The sequence below is a fragment of the Streptomyces sp. NPDC107559 genome, from assembly GCF_055657365.1.
Genome location: NZ_JBVKBD010000013.1, coordinates 39,543 through 54,742, shown reverse-complemented (window position 1 = coordinate 54,742; position 15,200 = coordinate 39,543). Strand labels below are relative to the sequence as shown.

Sequence of the window (15,200 nt, the reverse complement as noted above, 5' to 3'; positions counted from 1 at the left end):
GGCTCCGGGTGCCGCACCCCCGTACTGCGCGTACGTTCGAAAGAGGGAGACCCGCACCGGCCGCGGACCGCGTCGACAAGGACGGTGGTTGCCATGGACGCCCTGCCCCCGTACGACGTGATCGTCATCGGCACCGGTGCCGGCGGCGGCACGCTGGCCCATCGGCTGGCCCCCTCCGGCAGACGGATCCTCGTCCTCGAACGCGGCGGCTATCTGCCGCGCGAGCGCGACAACTGGGACTCCACGGCCGTGTTCGTGAAGGGCAAGTACCGGGCCCCGGAGTTCTGGCTGGACCGGCACGGCAACGAGTTCCCGCCGGAGGTGAACTACTACGTCGGCGGGAACACCAAGTTCTACGGCGCGGCGCTGTTCCGGCTGCGTCCCGAGGACTTCGGCGAACTCCGTCACCATGACGGCATCTCCCCCGCCTGGCCCATCGGTTACGACGACCTGGAGCCGTACTACACCCAGGCGGAGCACCTCTATCTGGTGCACGGGCGGCACGGTGAGGACCCCGGGGAGGGGCCGTACAGCGCCCAGTACGCCTATCCGCCGGTCGAACACGAGCCGCGGATCGCGCAGTTGAGCCTGGACCTGGAGAAGCAGGGGCTGCATCCCTTTCATCTGCCGATCGGGGTGAACCTCACCCAGGACGAGAACGGCCGGGCCACCCACTCCAGCGTCTGCATCCGCTGCAACCGGGTGGACGGCTTCCCCTGTCTGGTCCGTGGCAAGTCGGACGCCCAGGTCATCTGTGTGGAACCGGCGCTGGCGCACCCGAACGTGGAGCTGGTCACCGACGCGCGGGTGACGCGGCTGGAGACCGACCCCACCGGACGCAGCGTCACCGGCGTGGTCGCGGAGCTGCCGGGCGAGCGGGAGGCCCGGTTCTCGGCGGACATCGTGGTCGTGGCGTGCGGGGCCGTCAACTCGGCGGCGCTGCTGCTGGCTTCGGCGAACGACCGGCATCCGCGCGGGCTGGCGAACAGCTCCGACGTGGTCGGCCGGCACTACATGCGTCACAACAACCTTGCGCTGATGGCCGTTTCGAAGGAGCCCAACGACACCCAGTTCCAGAAGACCCTCGCCCTGCACGACTGGTATCTGGGCGCGGACGACTGGGAGTTCCCGCTCGGCGGCATCCAGATGCTCGGCAAGTCGGACGCCGAGCAGATCCACGGCGAGGCCCCGCGCTGGGCCGGAGCGGTCACGCCGGACCTGCCGTTCGAGGTCCTGGCCCATCACGCCGTCGACTTCTGGCTGTGCGGGGAGGACCTGCCGCGGCCGGACAACCGGGTGACCCTGGAGGAGGACGGCCAGATCCGGCTCACCCTCGACGAGAGCAACAACATCGCCGGACTGGAGCGGCTGCGGCACAAGTTGCAGCACATGCTCGGCCACCTGGGCATGCACGAGCACCGGCTGCTGTCCCACAGCATCTACCTGCACAAGGGCATGCCCATCGGTGCCACCGCGCACCAGGCCGGCACGGTGCGGTTCGGCACCGATCCGGCGTCCTCGGCCCTCGACGTCAACTGCAAGGCCCACGACCTCGACAACCTCTACGTCGTCGACACCGGCTTCTTCCCGAGCATCGGCGCGGTGAACCCGTCGCTGACGGCCATGGCGAACGCCCTCCGGGTGGGCGACCACCTGCTGGAGCGGCTGGGCTGAGCCCGCTCTGCCGCCCGGACACCGACCGGGGGCCGGCGGCCAAGCCGACCGGGCGAAGATCCTCCACCGGACAGCGCAACCCGGTCCGCCCCGACGTGCCCCCATCTCCGCCCGGTGCTTGTCTGATGCCCGGATCTCCGGGCGACGGGCCCGGTGGACGCAGGCGCGCGGTGAAGGGGCAGGACATCGTGAGTTCCACCGAGGGGACACCCCGGGGCGTGAACCTGGCCCACCTGCTGCACGGACAGAAAGCACTGGTGACCGGCGCGAACTCCGGTATCGGCCGGGCCACGGCCGTCGCTCTGGGCCGGGCGGGGGCCGATGTCGTGGTCAACTACGTGGCCGGCGGCGACGAGGCGGAGAAAGTGGTCGAGGAGATCACCTCCCTCGGGGTCCGGGCCGCCGCCTACGAGGCGGACGTCTCCGACGAGCAGCAGGTCGTCGCCATGATGGACCGGATGGTCGAGGAGTTCGGCACGATCGACATCCTGGTCGCCAACGCGGGACTCCAACGGGACGCGCCCTTCACCGAGATGACCGTCGCCCAGTGGCAGAAGGTCCTGGACGTCAATCTCACCGGGCAGTTCCTGTGCGCCCGCGAGGCCACGAAGGAGTTCCTGCGGCGGGGCGTCGTACCCGAGGTCTCGCGCGCGGCCGGGAAGATCATCTGCATGAGCTCGGTGCACCAGATCATCCCCTGGGCCGGGCACGTCAACTACGCCTCCTCCAAGGGCGGTGTGCAGATGATGATGGAGACCCTGGCCCAGGAGCTCGCCCCTAAGAAGATCCGCGTCAACGCGATCGCCCCCGGAGCCATCAGGACCCCCATCAACCGCAGCGCCTGGGAGACGCCCGAGGCCCGGCGGGATCTGCTGCGGCTCATCCCGTACGACCGGATCGGCGATCCCGAGGACATCGGCCACGCCGCCGTGGGCCTCGCCTCCGACCTCATGGACTACGTCGTGGGCGCCACCTTGTACGTCGACGGCGGGATGACGCTCTTCCCGGGCTTCGCCACCGGCGGCTGACCGGCATCGCCACCCGCGTCGGCCCGGGAGAGACGACACATGCACACGATCCTGCTGCTGGCGGACGTACCGGCGCAGACGCTGCCGGCCAGGTCGATGATGGCCTTCACCCTGGCCTCCCACATCATCCTGGTGCCGCTGGGGGTGGCGCTGCCGCTGATCACGCTCGTCATGCACGGCTACGGCCTGCGCCGCGGCGATGCCACCGCTCTGCTGCTGGCCCGGCGCTGGTCGGCCGTCATGGCGGTGCAGTTCGCGATCGGTGTGGTCACCGGCACCGTGCTGTCCTTCGAGTTCGGGCTGCTGTGGCCGGGGATGATGGGCCGGTGGGGTGATGTGTTCGGGATCGGCTTCGGCGTCGAGGCGTGGGCGTTCTTCCTGGAGGCCGTGCTCATCGCCGTCTACCTCTACGGCTGGCGCAGGCTGCCCTCCCGGACCCACTTCCTGCTCGCGCTGCCCCTGCCGCTGGTGGCACTGCTCGGCGCCTTCGGCATCCTGGCCGCCAACTCCTGGATGAACACCCCTCGGGGCTTCACCCTCGACTCCGCGGGGAACCCGGTGGACGTGCGGATCTGGAAGGCGATCTTCACCCCCATGTTCGGCCCGGAGTACTGGCACTTCGTCTTCGCGATGTTCGTGACGGCGGGCTATGTCGTGGGCGGCGTCTACGCCGTCGGATGGCTGCGCGGCCGCCGCGACCGCTACCACCGGCTCGGCTTCACGGTCCCCTTCACGCTCGCCGCGGTCTGCACCCCCGTGCAGTTCGTGCTCGGCGACTCCATCGCCCGGCAGGTGTTCCAGAAGCAGCCGGTGAAGTTCGCGGCCATGGAGATCGTCTGGAGGACCGACACCCATATGCCGGAGTACCTGTTCGGCCGGCTGCACCCGGACGGGACGATCTCGGGCGGTATCAAAATCCCACAGCTCGACTCCGTCCTGGCCGGCTTCCGCCCGGACACCCGGGTCACCGGGCTGACCGCGGTGCCCGCGAGCGACCGGCCGACGCCCACTCAGGCCACCCTCATCCACTGGACCTTCGACACCATGGTCGGGATCGGCTCCCTGCTGCTCCTGCTCGCCCTGTGGTACGGCGTCCTGTGGCTCCGGCGCCGAAGGCTGCCCGCCTCCCCGTGGTTCTACCGTGGCGCGGCGTGCGCGGGCGTCGCCTCCGTGGTCGCCGTCGAGTGCGGCTGGATCACCACCGAGGTGGGCCGCCAGCCCTGGATCGTCTACCAGAACATGCGGGTCGCCGAGGCGGTGACGGCCACCCGCCCGACCGGCCTGTGGATCATGTTCGGGCTGATCGTCGTCGTGTACGTCTTCGTGTTCGGATCGTTCCTCGCGGTGCTGCTGAAGATGCGCTCACGCTGGCGGCTCGCCGACGAGCAGGGCGGGCCGCCGCAGGGGACACCGCAGAGCGACCTGCCAGAGACGGACACGCCGTACGGGCCGCGCTCCGCCGGGAGCCGGCTGTGATCGCGGGGGTCATCGCCGCCGTCCTGCTGCTGGCGATCGCCGCCTACGCCTGCGGCGGAGGCACCGACTACGGCGCCGGCTTCTGGGACCTGACGGCGGGCGGCACGGAGCGCGGCAGACGCCCGCGATGGCTGATCGACCACGCGATGGAGCCGGTCTGGGAGGTCAACAACGTCTGGCTGATCTTCGTGCTGGTGATCATGTGGACCGGTTTCCCCGTCTTCTTCCAGCAGGTCTTCACCACGATGTGGCTGCCCCTGGCACTGGCCGCGGTGGGCATCGTGCTGCGCGGCGCCGGCTTCGCCCTGCGCAAGCCCGCCCGACGGCTGGCCGGCCGACGCCTGTACGGGGCGGTGTTCGCCGTCTCCTCGCTGCTGACGCCGTTCTTCCTCGGTGCCGCGGCCGGCGGAGTGGCCTCGGGCCGGGTGACCGCCACCACGACGGCGTCCACGGGCGTCTGGGCCAACCCCACGTCCCTGCTGTTCGGTCTGCTGGCCGTCGCGACCACGGCGACGCTCGGCGCCGTCTTCCTGGCCGCGGACGCCCGGCGCTTCGGCGCGCCGGACCTGGACCGCTACTTCCGCCGGCGGGCCCTGGGCGCCCTCGCCGCGGTCGCCGTGCTCGCCGTCGTCACCCTGTTCGTCACCCACGGGGACGCGCCCCATGTGTGGCACGGCCTCACCCACGGTGTGGGACTGGTCTTCGTCGTCGTGGCGGTGCTGGCCACGCTCGCCACCGCGGGGCTGCTGGTCCGTCCCTCCGGAGCGTGGTCCCGGGTCACGACGGTCGGCGTGGTCGCGTCCGCCGTCATCGCCTGGGGCATGGCGCAGCGCCCCTATCTGATCCCGACCTCGCTGACGGTCGCCGAGGGCGCGGGCGCCTCCGCCGCACTGCGCTGGCTGGGGCTGATCACCCTCGTCGCCGTCCTGCTGGTCTTCCCCGCGGTCGCCCTGCTGTACTGGCTGGACACCCACGGCGAGCTGGAGGGCCTCACCGACGCCGATCTGCGGCGCGACGGCGCCGGCGACGAGACAGCCTAGGGCCTTTCGTCCGGATCGGGCCGGCCATGACCGACCTGACCGCCGCCGGACTACCTCTCGTCGAGAGCCGCGTCGAGCGTGAGGGCCGAGTCGATGAGGGCGAGATGCGTGAACGCCTGCGGGAAGTTGCCGAGCTGACGGCCCGTCGGGTCGATCTCCTCGGAGTACAGGCCCAGATGGTTGGCGTACCGTTCCTGAAGACTGAGCGGGAGTGAGTCCTGACTCCAGGACTGCGGTTGCTCAGCCGAACGCCCCGAACGGTGTTGGGTGTTCTGGTCGCCCGCTTTCGCTCCGCGGCCGGGCGGCACGGATCTTGTCCGTGGTCCGGGGATGCGGGGGCGGGGTCCCTCACGCCTTCGGGTGTCCGGTACGGCTTGGGCGGTCCGATGCCCCTGCTCATCGCTCCGGTGAGCAGGGGGCGGTGCCGTCCGACGCCGAATCGGATGTCCGAGGGCGCGTCGCCCGATCGCGATGCTCGCGGCATCGTGTCGGGAAACCTTGCGGGTGCTGCTGGTCAGGTGCTTCTGCCAGTACTGGGCGCCCCACCGGGAGGTGTAGGCCGGATCGACCGCGACCACCGCGATCTCCTGTTCTGCGGCCATCGACACCAGCCGCGCCCTGAGTCTCGCGGTAGGGAAACGGGAGATCAACCGACGGAAACGCTTGTTGCGGCCGTGCTTCTCCCGGCTGGTGCCGTCGGCGAAGTCGAGATCCTCGACGGCGATCGCCGCCGCCCCGGTGGTACGGGTGTGGTGCAGCAGGCGGGTCAGTGCATGCCGGATCTGCGCGTCGCGGTGCGCGGCCGTACCCATGAGGTCGTAGAAGAAGCGCCGGGGCTCGCCGACCGCGTTGCCGTGCACATCAAGGCGCCAGGCGGCGAGGTGGTCGTCGTTCATGTCGACACCGACCACACCCCGCGCCAGCGCCGCCTGGAGCGGCAGCACGGTAATGGGGGCGGGGGTGCGCTGCCAGGAGGCGGTCACATACCAGCGGCCCCGCATCGTGTCGTGGTGGATGCGGTAGGCGACGGCCCGGTCGGCGGTGATCCGCTCCAGCCATTCCCGGCTGCGGTGGGTGAAGGTGACGCTCTCGTCGAGGAGGTAGCGGCCGTGCGGGGCGTTGGCCAGATGAGTCAGCGTGGCCGGGAGCTTGAGGAGCATCTGTCCGGTGTCGGTGACGCGGATCGTCTCGTTGCCGAAGCGTTTGCCGGACTCCCCGTCGGCCGTCAGGAACATCCGCGCCGCCCGCCACCGCTCCCGCCACGCCTGCTCGCCCAGCCCGGCCTGGTCGAGGTGGTGGCGCACATGGGCGAGGCGTTTGCCGCCGCGCACCACGTGCACCCGGCCGGCCGCCCGGTCCGCCTCCACCTTCGCCAGCCGGTCCTGGAGTGCGTGCAGGCGGCGGGACTTAGCATGCCACTCCGGCCGGGACGCGTATCCGCGGGCCAGCCCCGCCAATCGGTCGGCCTTCGCGCCCAGCGGCCGGGCCAGCCGCGCTTCGAGTGACGCGATCTGCCCGCGCAGCCAGGATGCCTCGGCCGCCTGTCCCCTCCGGGCCAGCGCCCACTGGTCATGCGTGGCCTTCGTGATACTGCCCGCCCACCTGGCGGACGAGACGCCGGTCAGCCCCCGTTTGCGCACCGCCCACCCGGCCGCATCATGCTCCAGACCCTGCCGGACACGCATCGCGAGATCACCCGCGGCCAGCGACCCGAGGAACACCCCCACCTCGGCCAGCACCGCCACGTCCGCCTGCGACACCCTCAGCCGGGCCCGGACCGCAACCCCCGTGGGACCGGGCACCACGAACGACGCCGCCACCTCCCGCACCCCACCCACCCCCACTCAGCACCGCACTGCCCCATCCAACGAACCTCGCCCGAAAAGGTCACGCATTCGACTGGCAAACTCCCATTCCCGCCCATCGGCACCCGCCGTCAACCGCTCACCCATGCCACGAAAACGCACTCGTGCACGGTCAAGCAACGCCCGTCTGACGGGCCACGGTCCGGACGGGCACGGTGACCACAGCCTCCCGGGTGCCGCCGGTCCGCGGGCGCCGCGGTTTCGCACTCGTGCGCCGGTGTCGGCAGTATGGGGCCATGAGCGAGATCCGCACCCCCCGTCTTGTCCTGCGCCGATGGCTGGACGACGACCTTGTCCCCCTTTCCGAGATCCAGGCCGATCCGGCGGTGATGCGCTGGATCGGCGACGGCGTGCCGCGCTCGCTGGACCGGACCGCCCAGGACATCGAGGACTGGGAGGAGGAGTGGGACGAGGAAGGCTTCGGGATCTTCGCGGTCGAGCTCCTCGGATCCGGGGAACTGGCCGGCGCGGTCGGTCTGCATGTACCGGACGCGCCGGCCGAGATCGCCGGCCAGGTGGCGATCTCCTGGCGGCTCGGGCGGGTGTTCTGGGGGCAGGGGTACGCCTCCGAAGCCGCCCACGCGGCACTGGAGTTCGCGCTCCAGGACCGGGGCCTCGACCGGGTCGTCGCCGCCTGCCGGACCGGTGACACCGCCTCCGCGAACGTGCTCGACAAGCTCGGTATGCAGCCGGAGGGCGTCACCGAGGACCCCGGGCACGGCTACGACCTGAGGCTGTACGGCATCGACCTCACCGAGTACCAGGACTGACGCCACGCTCCCGGCCGCACGGGTCGGCCGCGGGGGACGGCCGGGCGGCCCGGCGGGCGCGGGCGGGCACGGTCAGTGCGCCGCGAACTGGACCCGGGTCGCCTGTACGGCGTCCGGTCGCAACGCGATGCCGTCGACGGTGAGTTGCTCCCCGTAGATGTCGGTGATCCGGATCGCGCCGCCGCACCCGCCGCCGTCCTCGGCGAGGAAGTAGTTGTAGTCGGTACGGGGCAACCGCCGCCAGCCCTCGGCCGTACGGGTCTCCAGGCGTGCCACGGGATTGCGGTGGCCGATCACCTGGATCGCGCACCAGTAGCGGCTGGACCCGGTCTTGTACCGGACCGAGAGGGTGCCCACCGTGCGGGGGCTCACCAGCTCCCAGGTGATCGGGATCCGTCCGGCCGAGAGATCGGCGAGCTTGGCGAACGCCTGTGTGCTGAGGTCGAGTTGACCGGGCGCACAGGGCAGCGGGCACTCGTTGACGATCCGGACCGTGACGGACGCGCCGCCGCTCGTGCGGACGAGTACATGGGCCCCGCACGCCTGGGCCGACTCGTAGTCGGTGTGGTTCATCGCCGCAACCATGAGGTCGTCGGCCGGGCCGTACAGACAGGCGCCGTCGCCGTCTCCGGCGTCGTAGGACGTGGCGACGCCGCGGTAGCGGGTCTGGGGCCGGATCCGTCCGGCGAGGGCGGCCGTGGCGGACACCGAGCGCCCGGTGCCGGTGGCCGACGGCCGTGCCGCGGCAGCGGCCGCGGTGGTCGTGGCGGCCGCCGCGCTCGGGGACCTGCGCGCCGCCTCCGACGCCGGCGCGGACGGTGTCGCGGCCGGTACGGCGGTACGGGCTCCGGCCGCGGGCGTGGCCGCGGCCCGGCCGGTGTCCGTCCCGGGGCCGGGCGGGGACGCCGTCACCAGATGGACGAGGACGCCCACGGCGACCAGTGCCAGCACCGCGCCGGCCGTCAGTCCGATCCTGCGGCCGCCGCTTCGCGCGGCCCGCCTGGTTGCTCTCATCCTCGTCCGTCCGGTAGTCCGAGTCACTGTCGTACGCCTCAGTGGCCGCGGGCGGCGGAAAGGTTGCCGCCGGGTCCGCAGGGCGGGTCAGCGCCCGGCCATGCCGAACGCGTCGTGCACCGGTCGCACCTCGACCGCCACGACATGGAAGTCGAGGACACGACCGGCGATCTCGCGGGCCCGCTCCGGGCTCGCGCAGTCGATCACGTAATAGGCCGTCAGCTGTTCGACCCCCGCGCCGAACGGCCCGTCCGTGACGGTGGCCCCCTCGCCCCGCCACCGCATCGTCGTCGTGTCCCTCGGATAGGCGAGACCGGCTCCGTTGAGCAGCTCCCCCGATTCCGCGAGGTCCTGGTGGAGCGCTTCGTGTCTGCGGAACACATCGGCCCGCTCCGCCGCGGTCATCGCCTCGGTGGCGACGGGATCGGCGTACATCAGCACCATGTACTTCATGCCCCGATCCTGGCAGCGCGGCCCGGCGGACACAGCCGAACGGCACATCGTCACTCCGGCCCGGCCCGGCCCGGCGCGGCCCGGCCGCCCTGCCCGCAATCCCGCGACCGACGGCGGTGACGGCGGCGGCGGCAGTGGTGGTGGCGGCGGCGACGACGCGAAAACGGACCTGGAAAGCCCGTCCCGACCCCGTCCGGTCGCGGTCGGCCCCGGTGTGAGGTCCCCCACCTGCCCTTGCCCAATGCGCGAAGGCCTACCTAAGTTCGGCGTCATGTCCCCGCATGTTCCTCACATCCCCGACGATCCGGACGGCCCGGTCGAGCCGCGCGGGCCCGAGGCGAGCCCGCCGGACAGCGCCGCCCTGACCGACTTCTCCGTGGACCTGACCTCGCACGAGATGCTGCGCCGCGCCCATGTGCTGGACGCCCTCGGCTCCGACTGGGACCCCGTGGCGGCACTGGAGGGCGAGGACGCGGCGTACGCGCTGCTGTACTCCGGGCTCGACGCAGAACAGCAGCGCGTGTACGACGATCTTGTCGCGGCCGGTGTCCTCCCCCGCAGAGGAGACGGCCGTGCTGCCCCTTGATCCGCAGGCGGACCGCGGCCGCCGGGCCTGGGTGCCATGCCCGAGCTGCGCCGACCACCGCGCGTGCGACACCTGCGCGGACGGGCGCACCTGCTCGGTGCACTGGCGCTACCTCCTCGCCCACACCGGCAGCGTGCTGCACCTCCAGTGCCCGTCCTGCACCCATGTGTGGGAGCACGAGACCGGCTTCGGAGCCACCCGTTCCGTGTCCGAGCGGACCATCGGCGGCCTTCGGCACGAGTGACCGGTGGAAACCGGCGGTCAGTGCGGAAGAAGCTGCTGGCCGCCGTCGATGTCGTACGTCGCCCCGGTGAGCGCCTCGTTGACCATGAGGTGTACGGCCAGGGCCGCGACGTCCTGCGGTCCGACGACCCGCCGGATGGGCAGTGTGGTGCGCAGCTCCTCGCGCCGGGACTCCAGCTGATCGCCCAGAAGCGAGGCCGACAGCGGCGTGTCGACGAATCCGGCGGCGATCAGGTTGACCCGGACCGGCGCGATCTCCAGGGCGAGGTTCGCGACCAGGGCGGGCAGTGCGGCGGTCATGGCGGACACGACGCTCATGCCGACGGCCGGACGCCGGCCACCGGTGCCGCCGATGAACAGCAGCGTGCCTCCGGCCCGGACCCGGTCACGGCTGTAGCGGGCGACGCCGAGGGCCATCACGAGGCGATCGGCGATGTCCCGGCGGACGGCGTCGAGGTCCATGTCCGCCAGGGGCGAGTAGGCGGGTGCGCCCGCGGTGACCATGACGTGGTCGACCGGCCCGGACAGGCTTTCGAAGAACTGCCCGAGGCGGACGTTGTCGGTGGCGTCGAACGCCGCCGTGCCCTGCGGTTCGAGTTCGAGTTCCGCCTGCCGCAGCCGCTCGGGGTTGCGGCCGACCAGAACCAGCCGTCCGCCCTCTCCACGCACCCTGCGGGCGGTCTCCAGGCCGATTCCCGAGCTGCCTCCGATCACCACGACGGTCTGGCCGGCGAGGCCGGGCGGACGGTACGTGCTGCTCTCGCGGTCCGTCATCCGTGCCTCCGTCCGGGGTTCGGCCTGTGTCCATTGTCGTGCTCCGGGCCGTCGTCCGCCTGTGCACCGGCCCGCCCGCAGCCTGCACGGCAGCCCGTCGCCACAGGGCGGGGCGGCCTCCGTGCGATGGCGTCGGCCTCCCTCACCGCGCCCACCGGGCATCGTAGGATTGCCCGAAAGATCCCGATGCGCATGGTTCGGGCATAGTTCGGGAGAAGCAGGTGGGCCGCATCAGCGCGGTCGTCGTGATCAAGCCCCGCCGGGAGTTCTCGTGCCGCGTGACCGGATCCGCAGGGCCCTCCGCCGGGACCGCGGCGGGCGGCCCGAGGACGTCGACGCACGGCGGCGGCGGCAGACGGAGCCGCGGTGGGTGCGCTGGCTGCCGGCCGGCTACGTCGTGGTGATCCTGGCTCTCGAACCCCTCACCCCGGTGCAGTGGCCGGTGAGCTTCCTGCTCACCGCCCTCCCCGTGATCGCCGCCTTCTCCCACGGTCCCGTCGCCGTCGCCGCGGTCACGGTGTTCGCCGTCGGGTTCGAGGCCGTCCTGGCCGGCACTCCGTGCTGCGCGGGCCGTGAGGTGGGGTACCTGTGGGACCGCCACTATGTGTTCGCGTACATCTGCACCGCCCTGCTCGGGGTGCTCGGCACGATCCTCGCCGCCCACCGGATCCGCCGGGAGCGGACCCTGGCGTCCGTGCGTTCCGTGGCCGAGACCGCGCAGCAGGTGCTGCTGAGCCCGGTGCCCCACCGCCTCGGGCCGATCAGGGTGGAGACCCTCTACCTGTCCGCCGCCGCGGAGGCGCGCATCGGCGGCGACCTGTACGAGGCGGTGCCCAGTCCGTACGGGGTGCGCCTGCTCATCGGCGACGTCCGGGGCAAGGGCCTGGTCGCGGTGGAGACGGCGGCGACGATGCTCGGCGCCTTCCGCGAGGCCGCCCACGACGAATCCGACCTCACCGCGGTGGCCCGCCGGGTCGAGGCGAGCATGAACCGCAGGGCGACCCTGCTCCCGCCCGGCAGCGAGGTGGGCGAACGCTTCGTCACGGCGGTGTTCGCCGAGATCCCCGATCACGAGCCCGTGGTCCGTATCGTCAACTGCGGTCACCCGCCGCCCCTGCTCATCAGCCACGACGGCGTCTTCGAGCTGGAGCCGGACGATCCCTCGCCACCCGTCAACCTCGGTGTGCTGGTCGACGACCACCACCGGGTGGACGTACGGCGTTTCCGTCCCGGCGATCTGCTCCTGCTCTACACCGACGGTGTGACCGAGGCCCGCGACGAGGGCAGGAACTTCTATCCCCTCCTCGACCGGGTGCGGTCGTGGGGCTTCCTCGAACCCCGCGCGCTGCTGGACCGTCTCCACGAGGATCTGCTCGCGCACACCGGCGGGACCCTGGACGACGACACCGCCGCCCTCGCCGCGTACCGCACCCAGGAGCCCCGCAAGCCCCCTGCCGACCACGAGGGGAGCCGCGACCTCGGTTAACCCGGCTCCGGACCGGGATCCCCGGTCTCCGCCGGCAGTGCCAGCTCGGCCCAGATCACCTTGCCCTGCGGGGTGTAACGCGTACCCCAGCGTTCGGACATCTGCGACACCAGGAACAGGCCCCGGCCGCCCTCGTCCGTCGTCGCGGCGTACCGCAGATGCGGCGAGGTGCTGCTGCCGTCGGCCACCTCGCAGATCAGGGCGCGGTCGTGGATCAGACGCACATGGATCGGCTCGGAGCCGTAGCGGATGGCGTTGGTGACGAGTTCGCTCAGGATCAGCTCCAGCACGAAGCCGAGCTCGAACAGGCCCCACTCCTCCAGCCTGCCGGTCACGGCCTCGCGCATCGCCCCGACGGCGGCCGGCTCGCCGGGCACGTCCCAGTCGGCGATCCGTTCGGGCGGCAGGCCGCGGGTACGGGCGACGAGCAGGGCGACGTCGTCCTTGGGGCGGTCGGGCAGCAGCGCGTCCAGGACCGCCTGGCAGCTCTCCTCGGGGGTGCGCTCGGGGTGGCCCGCCAGCGCGTCGGCGAGCAGCTGCATGCCCTCGTCGAGGTCGCGTCTGCGGTCCTCGATGAGTCCGTCGGTGTACAGGACGAGCTGGGTGCCCTCGGCGAGTTCCAGCTCGGCGGTCTGGAACGGCAGGCCGCCCAGGCCCAGCGGAGGCCCGGCCGGCAGGTCGGGGAAGGTGGCGGTGCCGTCCGGGCACACGAGCGCCGGGGCCAGGTGCCCCGCCCGTGCCATGACACAGCGGCGCGTCACGGGGTCGTAGATCGCGTACAGGCAGGTGGCGCCCATGACGCCGGCGACGCTCTCCGTGTCCGCCTCCTCCTGGTCCATGCGGCCGACCAGGTCGTCGACATGGCTGAGCAGCTCGTCGGGCGGCAGGTCGAGTGCGGAGAAGTTGTGCACCGCCGTGCGCAGCCGCCCCATCGTCGCGGCGGCGTGCAGGCCGTGACCGACCACGTCGCCGACGGCCAGCGCGACCCGGCCGCCCGGCAGCGGAATCACGTCGAACCAGTCGCCGCTGACCCCCGACTGGGCGGGCAGGTAGCGGTAGGCGACCTCCAGCGCGCTCTGCTCGGGCAGGGCCCTGGGCAGCAGACTGCGCTGGAGGGTGACCGCCAGCGCGTGCTCGCGGGCGTAGCGGCGGGCGTTGTCGAGGCTGACCGCGGCACGGGCCACGAGCTCCTCCGCCAGCGACACCTCCTCCTCGTCGAAGGGCGCGTGCTGCGTGGAGCGCCAGAAGTTGGCCATGCCCAGCACCACACCGCGGGCCCGGATCGGGGCGGTGATGAGGGACCGGATGCCGTAGTCGAGGATCCGCCGGGTGCGTTCGGGGTCCTGGGCGTGCCAGCCGGTGGCCGTCGTCAGGTCGGCCACCAGTTCGGAACGGCCCGTGCCGTAGCCGCGGGCCTGCGGGGTGGACGGCACGAAGTCGATCAGCCGTCCCTTCTCGTAGAGCGGGTGGTCGTCCCTGACCCCGTACACGGCCGTGCGCCGCATGCCGGTCGCCGTGGCGGCCGGCTCCTCGCCGTGCAGCACGCCATCGGCCAGGTCCACGGTGACGTAGTCCGCGAACCGCGGGACCGCCACGTGCGCCAGCTCGTCGGCGGTGCGCAGCACGTCCAGGGTGGTGCCGATGCCCAGGCCCGCGTCGTACAGCAGCTTGAGTCGCTCGCGCGCGATCTCGGCCCTGCCGGTCACCGCCTGGAGTTCGGTGGAGTCGCGCAGGGTCACCACCGTCCCCTTGGGGCCGCCGTCGCGGTCCGTGGGCCGCTGGTTGACCGCGAGCAGGCGCTCCCCGGCGAAGTACACCTCGTCGGAGGCCTCGCGGCCGGACGCGAGCAGCGACCGCAGCTCGGGGGCGAGGCGGGGCAGGTCCGTCACGAGCCGGCCGTCGGCGTCCGGCGGCAGGCTCAGCAACCGGACTGCCTCGTCGTTCGCCAGCAGCAGCCGTCCGTCGCCGCCGACGATGAGCACGCCTTCGCGTACGGAGTGCAGCACCGCGTCATGATGGTCGTACATGCGGCTCATCTCGTCCGGGGCCAGGCTGTGGGTCTGCCGTCGCAGCCGTCTGGCGACCAGGACCGTGCCGCCGGTGGCCAGCACCAGGGCCGCGATCCCGGTGCCCAGGATGATCGGGAGTTGCCGGTCCACCGCGCCGGTGACGTTCTTGACCTTCAGTCCGGCGGCCACCAGGGCGACGACGTGGCCGTCGGAGTTCTCGACCGGGACGATGGCCTGCACCTCGTGGCCCAGCGGCCCGCGGACGCTCTCCGTGTACACCTGTCCGTGCAGCGAGGGCTCGATGTTGCCGACGAACTGCTTGCCGATGCGGCTCGGCAGCGGGTGGGTGTAACGGATGCCCTTGGTGTCCATGACCACGATGAAGTCGACCCCGGCCGCCTTGCGCCCCGCCTCGGTGAGCGGTTGGAGGATCTTGGTCGGGTCCGGGCTCTGCACGGCCGCCAGGACGCCGGGCGAGTGCGCGTAGGCCTGCGCCACCGCCACGGAACGGCGCTCGGCCTCGGCCTTGGTGTCCCGCTCCGACTGGAGGAAGACCGCCACTACGCCGCAGGCCACCAGCAGGACGACCAGGGCCGCTTGGAGCACCAGCACCTGCCCCGCCACGCTGCGGGGGCTCTTGCCGGCCAGGCGTCCGAGCCAGCGGCGTCGAAAATCGGCGAAACGATTCGCCATGTGACCTTTGTAGCACTGGTGATCCCGGGGGGCCACGTCCGCACCCGCGGGGCGGCCGGCGCCCCCGGATCCGCCCGTCGCGCGGGGAC

At 72.0% G+C, this 15,200-nt stretch carries 13 protein-coding genes; 8 read left to right on the top strand and 5 right to left on the bottom strand.

What is annotated here, in order from left to right; translation table 11 throughout:
• Positions 1-93: 93 nt before the first annotated feature.
• From ACZ7OY_RS31295 to ACZ7OY_RS31280, 4 genes are all read left to right on the top strand, one after another.
• Complete coding sequence (locus ACZ7OY_RS31295; RefSeq protein ID WP_471914536.1) at positions 94-1,674, top strand: GMC oxidoreductase; 1,581 nt, start codon at positions 94-96, stop codon at positions 1,672-1,674.
• Positions 1,675-1,907: 233 nt separating this feature from the next.
• Positions 1,908-2,702 (top strand): SDR family oxidoreductase, encoded by a 795-nt coding sequence (locus ACZ7OY_RS31290; RefSeq protein WP_471914678.1) that lies wholly within the window; start codon positions 1,908-1,910, stop codon positions 2,700-2,702.
• A 39-nt stretch (positions 2,703-2,741) separates the two neighbouring features.
• Complete coding sequence (locus ACZ7OY_RS31285; protein WP_471914535.1) at positions 2,742-4,178, top strand: cytochrome ubiquinol oxidase subunit I; 1,437 nt, start codon at positions 2,742-2,744, stop codon at positions 4,176-4,178.
• Positions 4,175-5,218 (top strand): cytochrome d ubiquinol oxidase subunit II, encoded by a 1,044-nt coding sequence (locus tag ACZ7OY_RS31280; RefSeq protein ID WP_471914534.1) that lies wholly within the window; start codon positions 4,175-4,177, stop codon positions 5,216-5,218. The genes ACZ7OY_RS31285 and ACZ7OY_RS31280 overlap by 4 nt, the downstream gene beginning before the upstream one ends.
• A gap of 50 nt (positions 5,219-5,268) precedes the next feature.
• Here ACZ7OY_RS31280 and ACZ7OY_RS31275 read toward each other — a convergent pair whose 3' ends face one another.
• A complete protein-coding gene (locus ACZ7OY_RS31275) occupies positions 5,269-7,056 on the bottom strand; it encodes a glycoside hydrolase family 15 protein (RefSeq protein WP_471914533.1) in 1,788 nt (595 codons plus the stop codon).
• Between the two features lie 263 nt (positions 7,057-7,319).
• On the opposite strand from ACZ7OY_RS31275, the gene ACZ7OY_RS31270 reads away from it, so the two are divergent.
• Entirely contained in the window at positions 7,320-7,853 is a 534-nt protein-coding gene (locus tag ACZ7OY_RS31270; RefSeq protein WP_471914532.1) for a GNAT family N-acetyltransferase, read from the top strand.
• A 72-nt stretch (positions 7,854-7,925) separates the two neighbouring features.
• Here ACZ7OY_RS31270 and ACZ7OY_RS31265 read toward each other — a convergent pair whose 3' ends face one another.
• On the bottom strand, positions 7,926-8,867 hold the full coding sequence (locus ACZ7OY_RS31265; RefSeq protein WP_471914531.1) for an expansin EXLX1 family cellulose-binding protein: 942 nt from the start codon (positions 8,865-8,867) through the stop codon (positions 7,926-7,928).
• 87 nt (positions 8,868-8,954) lie between these two features.
• Positions 8,955-9,320, bottom strand: coding sequence for a YciI family protein (locus tag ACZ7OY_RS31260; RefSeq protein WP_471914530.1), 366 nt, complete (start codon positions 9,318-9,320; stop codon positions 8,955-8,957).
• Positions 9,321-9,591: 271 nt separating this feature from the next.
• On the opposite strand from ACZ7OY_RS31260, the gene ACZ7OY_RS31255 reads away from it, so the two are divergent.
• Entirely contained in the window at positions 9,592-9,906 is a 315-nt protein-coding gene (locus tag ACZ7OY_RS31255) for a DUF6400 family protein (RefSeq protein WP_471914529.1), read from the top strand.
• The gene (locus ACZ7OY_RS31250) at positions 9,893-10,150 is read left to right on the top strand and encodes a hypothetical protein (RefSeq protein WP_351607192.1); all 258 of its coding nucleotides are present in this window, start codon (positions 9,893-9,895) and stop codon (positions 10,148-10,150) included. The genes ACZ7OY_RS31255 and ACZ7OY_RS31250 overlap by 14 nt, the downstream gene beginning before the upstream one ends.
• A 17-nt stretch (positions 10,151-10,167) precedes the next feature.
• Here ACZ7OY_RS31250 and ACZ7OY_RS31245 read toward each other — a convergent pair whose 3' ends face one another.
• On the bottom strand, positions 10,168-10,923 hold the full coding sequence (locus ACZ7OY_RS31245; RefSeq protein WP_471914528.1) for an SDR family oxidoreductase: 756 nt from the start codon (positions 10,921-10,923) through the stop codon (positions 10,168-10,170).
• 271 nt (positions 10,924-11,194) lie between these two features.
• Here ACZ7OY_RS31245 and ACZ7OY_RS31240 point away from each other — a divergent pair, with 271 nt between their 5' ends.
• Entirely contained in the window at positions 11,195-12,409 is a 1,215-nt protein-coding gene (locus ACZ7OY_RS31240) for a PP2C family protein-serine/threonine phosphatase (protein WP_471914527.1), read from the top strand.
• Here ACZ7OY_RS31240 and ACZ7OY_RS31235 read toward each other — a convergent pair.
• Positions 12,406-15,111 carry a SpoIIE family protein phosphatase gene (locus tag ACZ7OY_RS31235; RefSeq protein ID WP_471914526.1) on the bottom strand — a complete coding sequence of 902 codons (2,706 nt, stop codon included), beginning with the start codon at positions 15,109-15,111 and terminating at the stop codon, positions 12,406-12,408. The genes ACZ7OY_RS31240 and ACZ7OY_RS31235 overlap by 4 nt on opposite strands.
• Positions 15,112-15,200 lie beyond the last annotated feature (89 nt).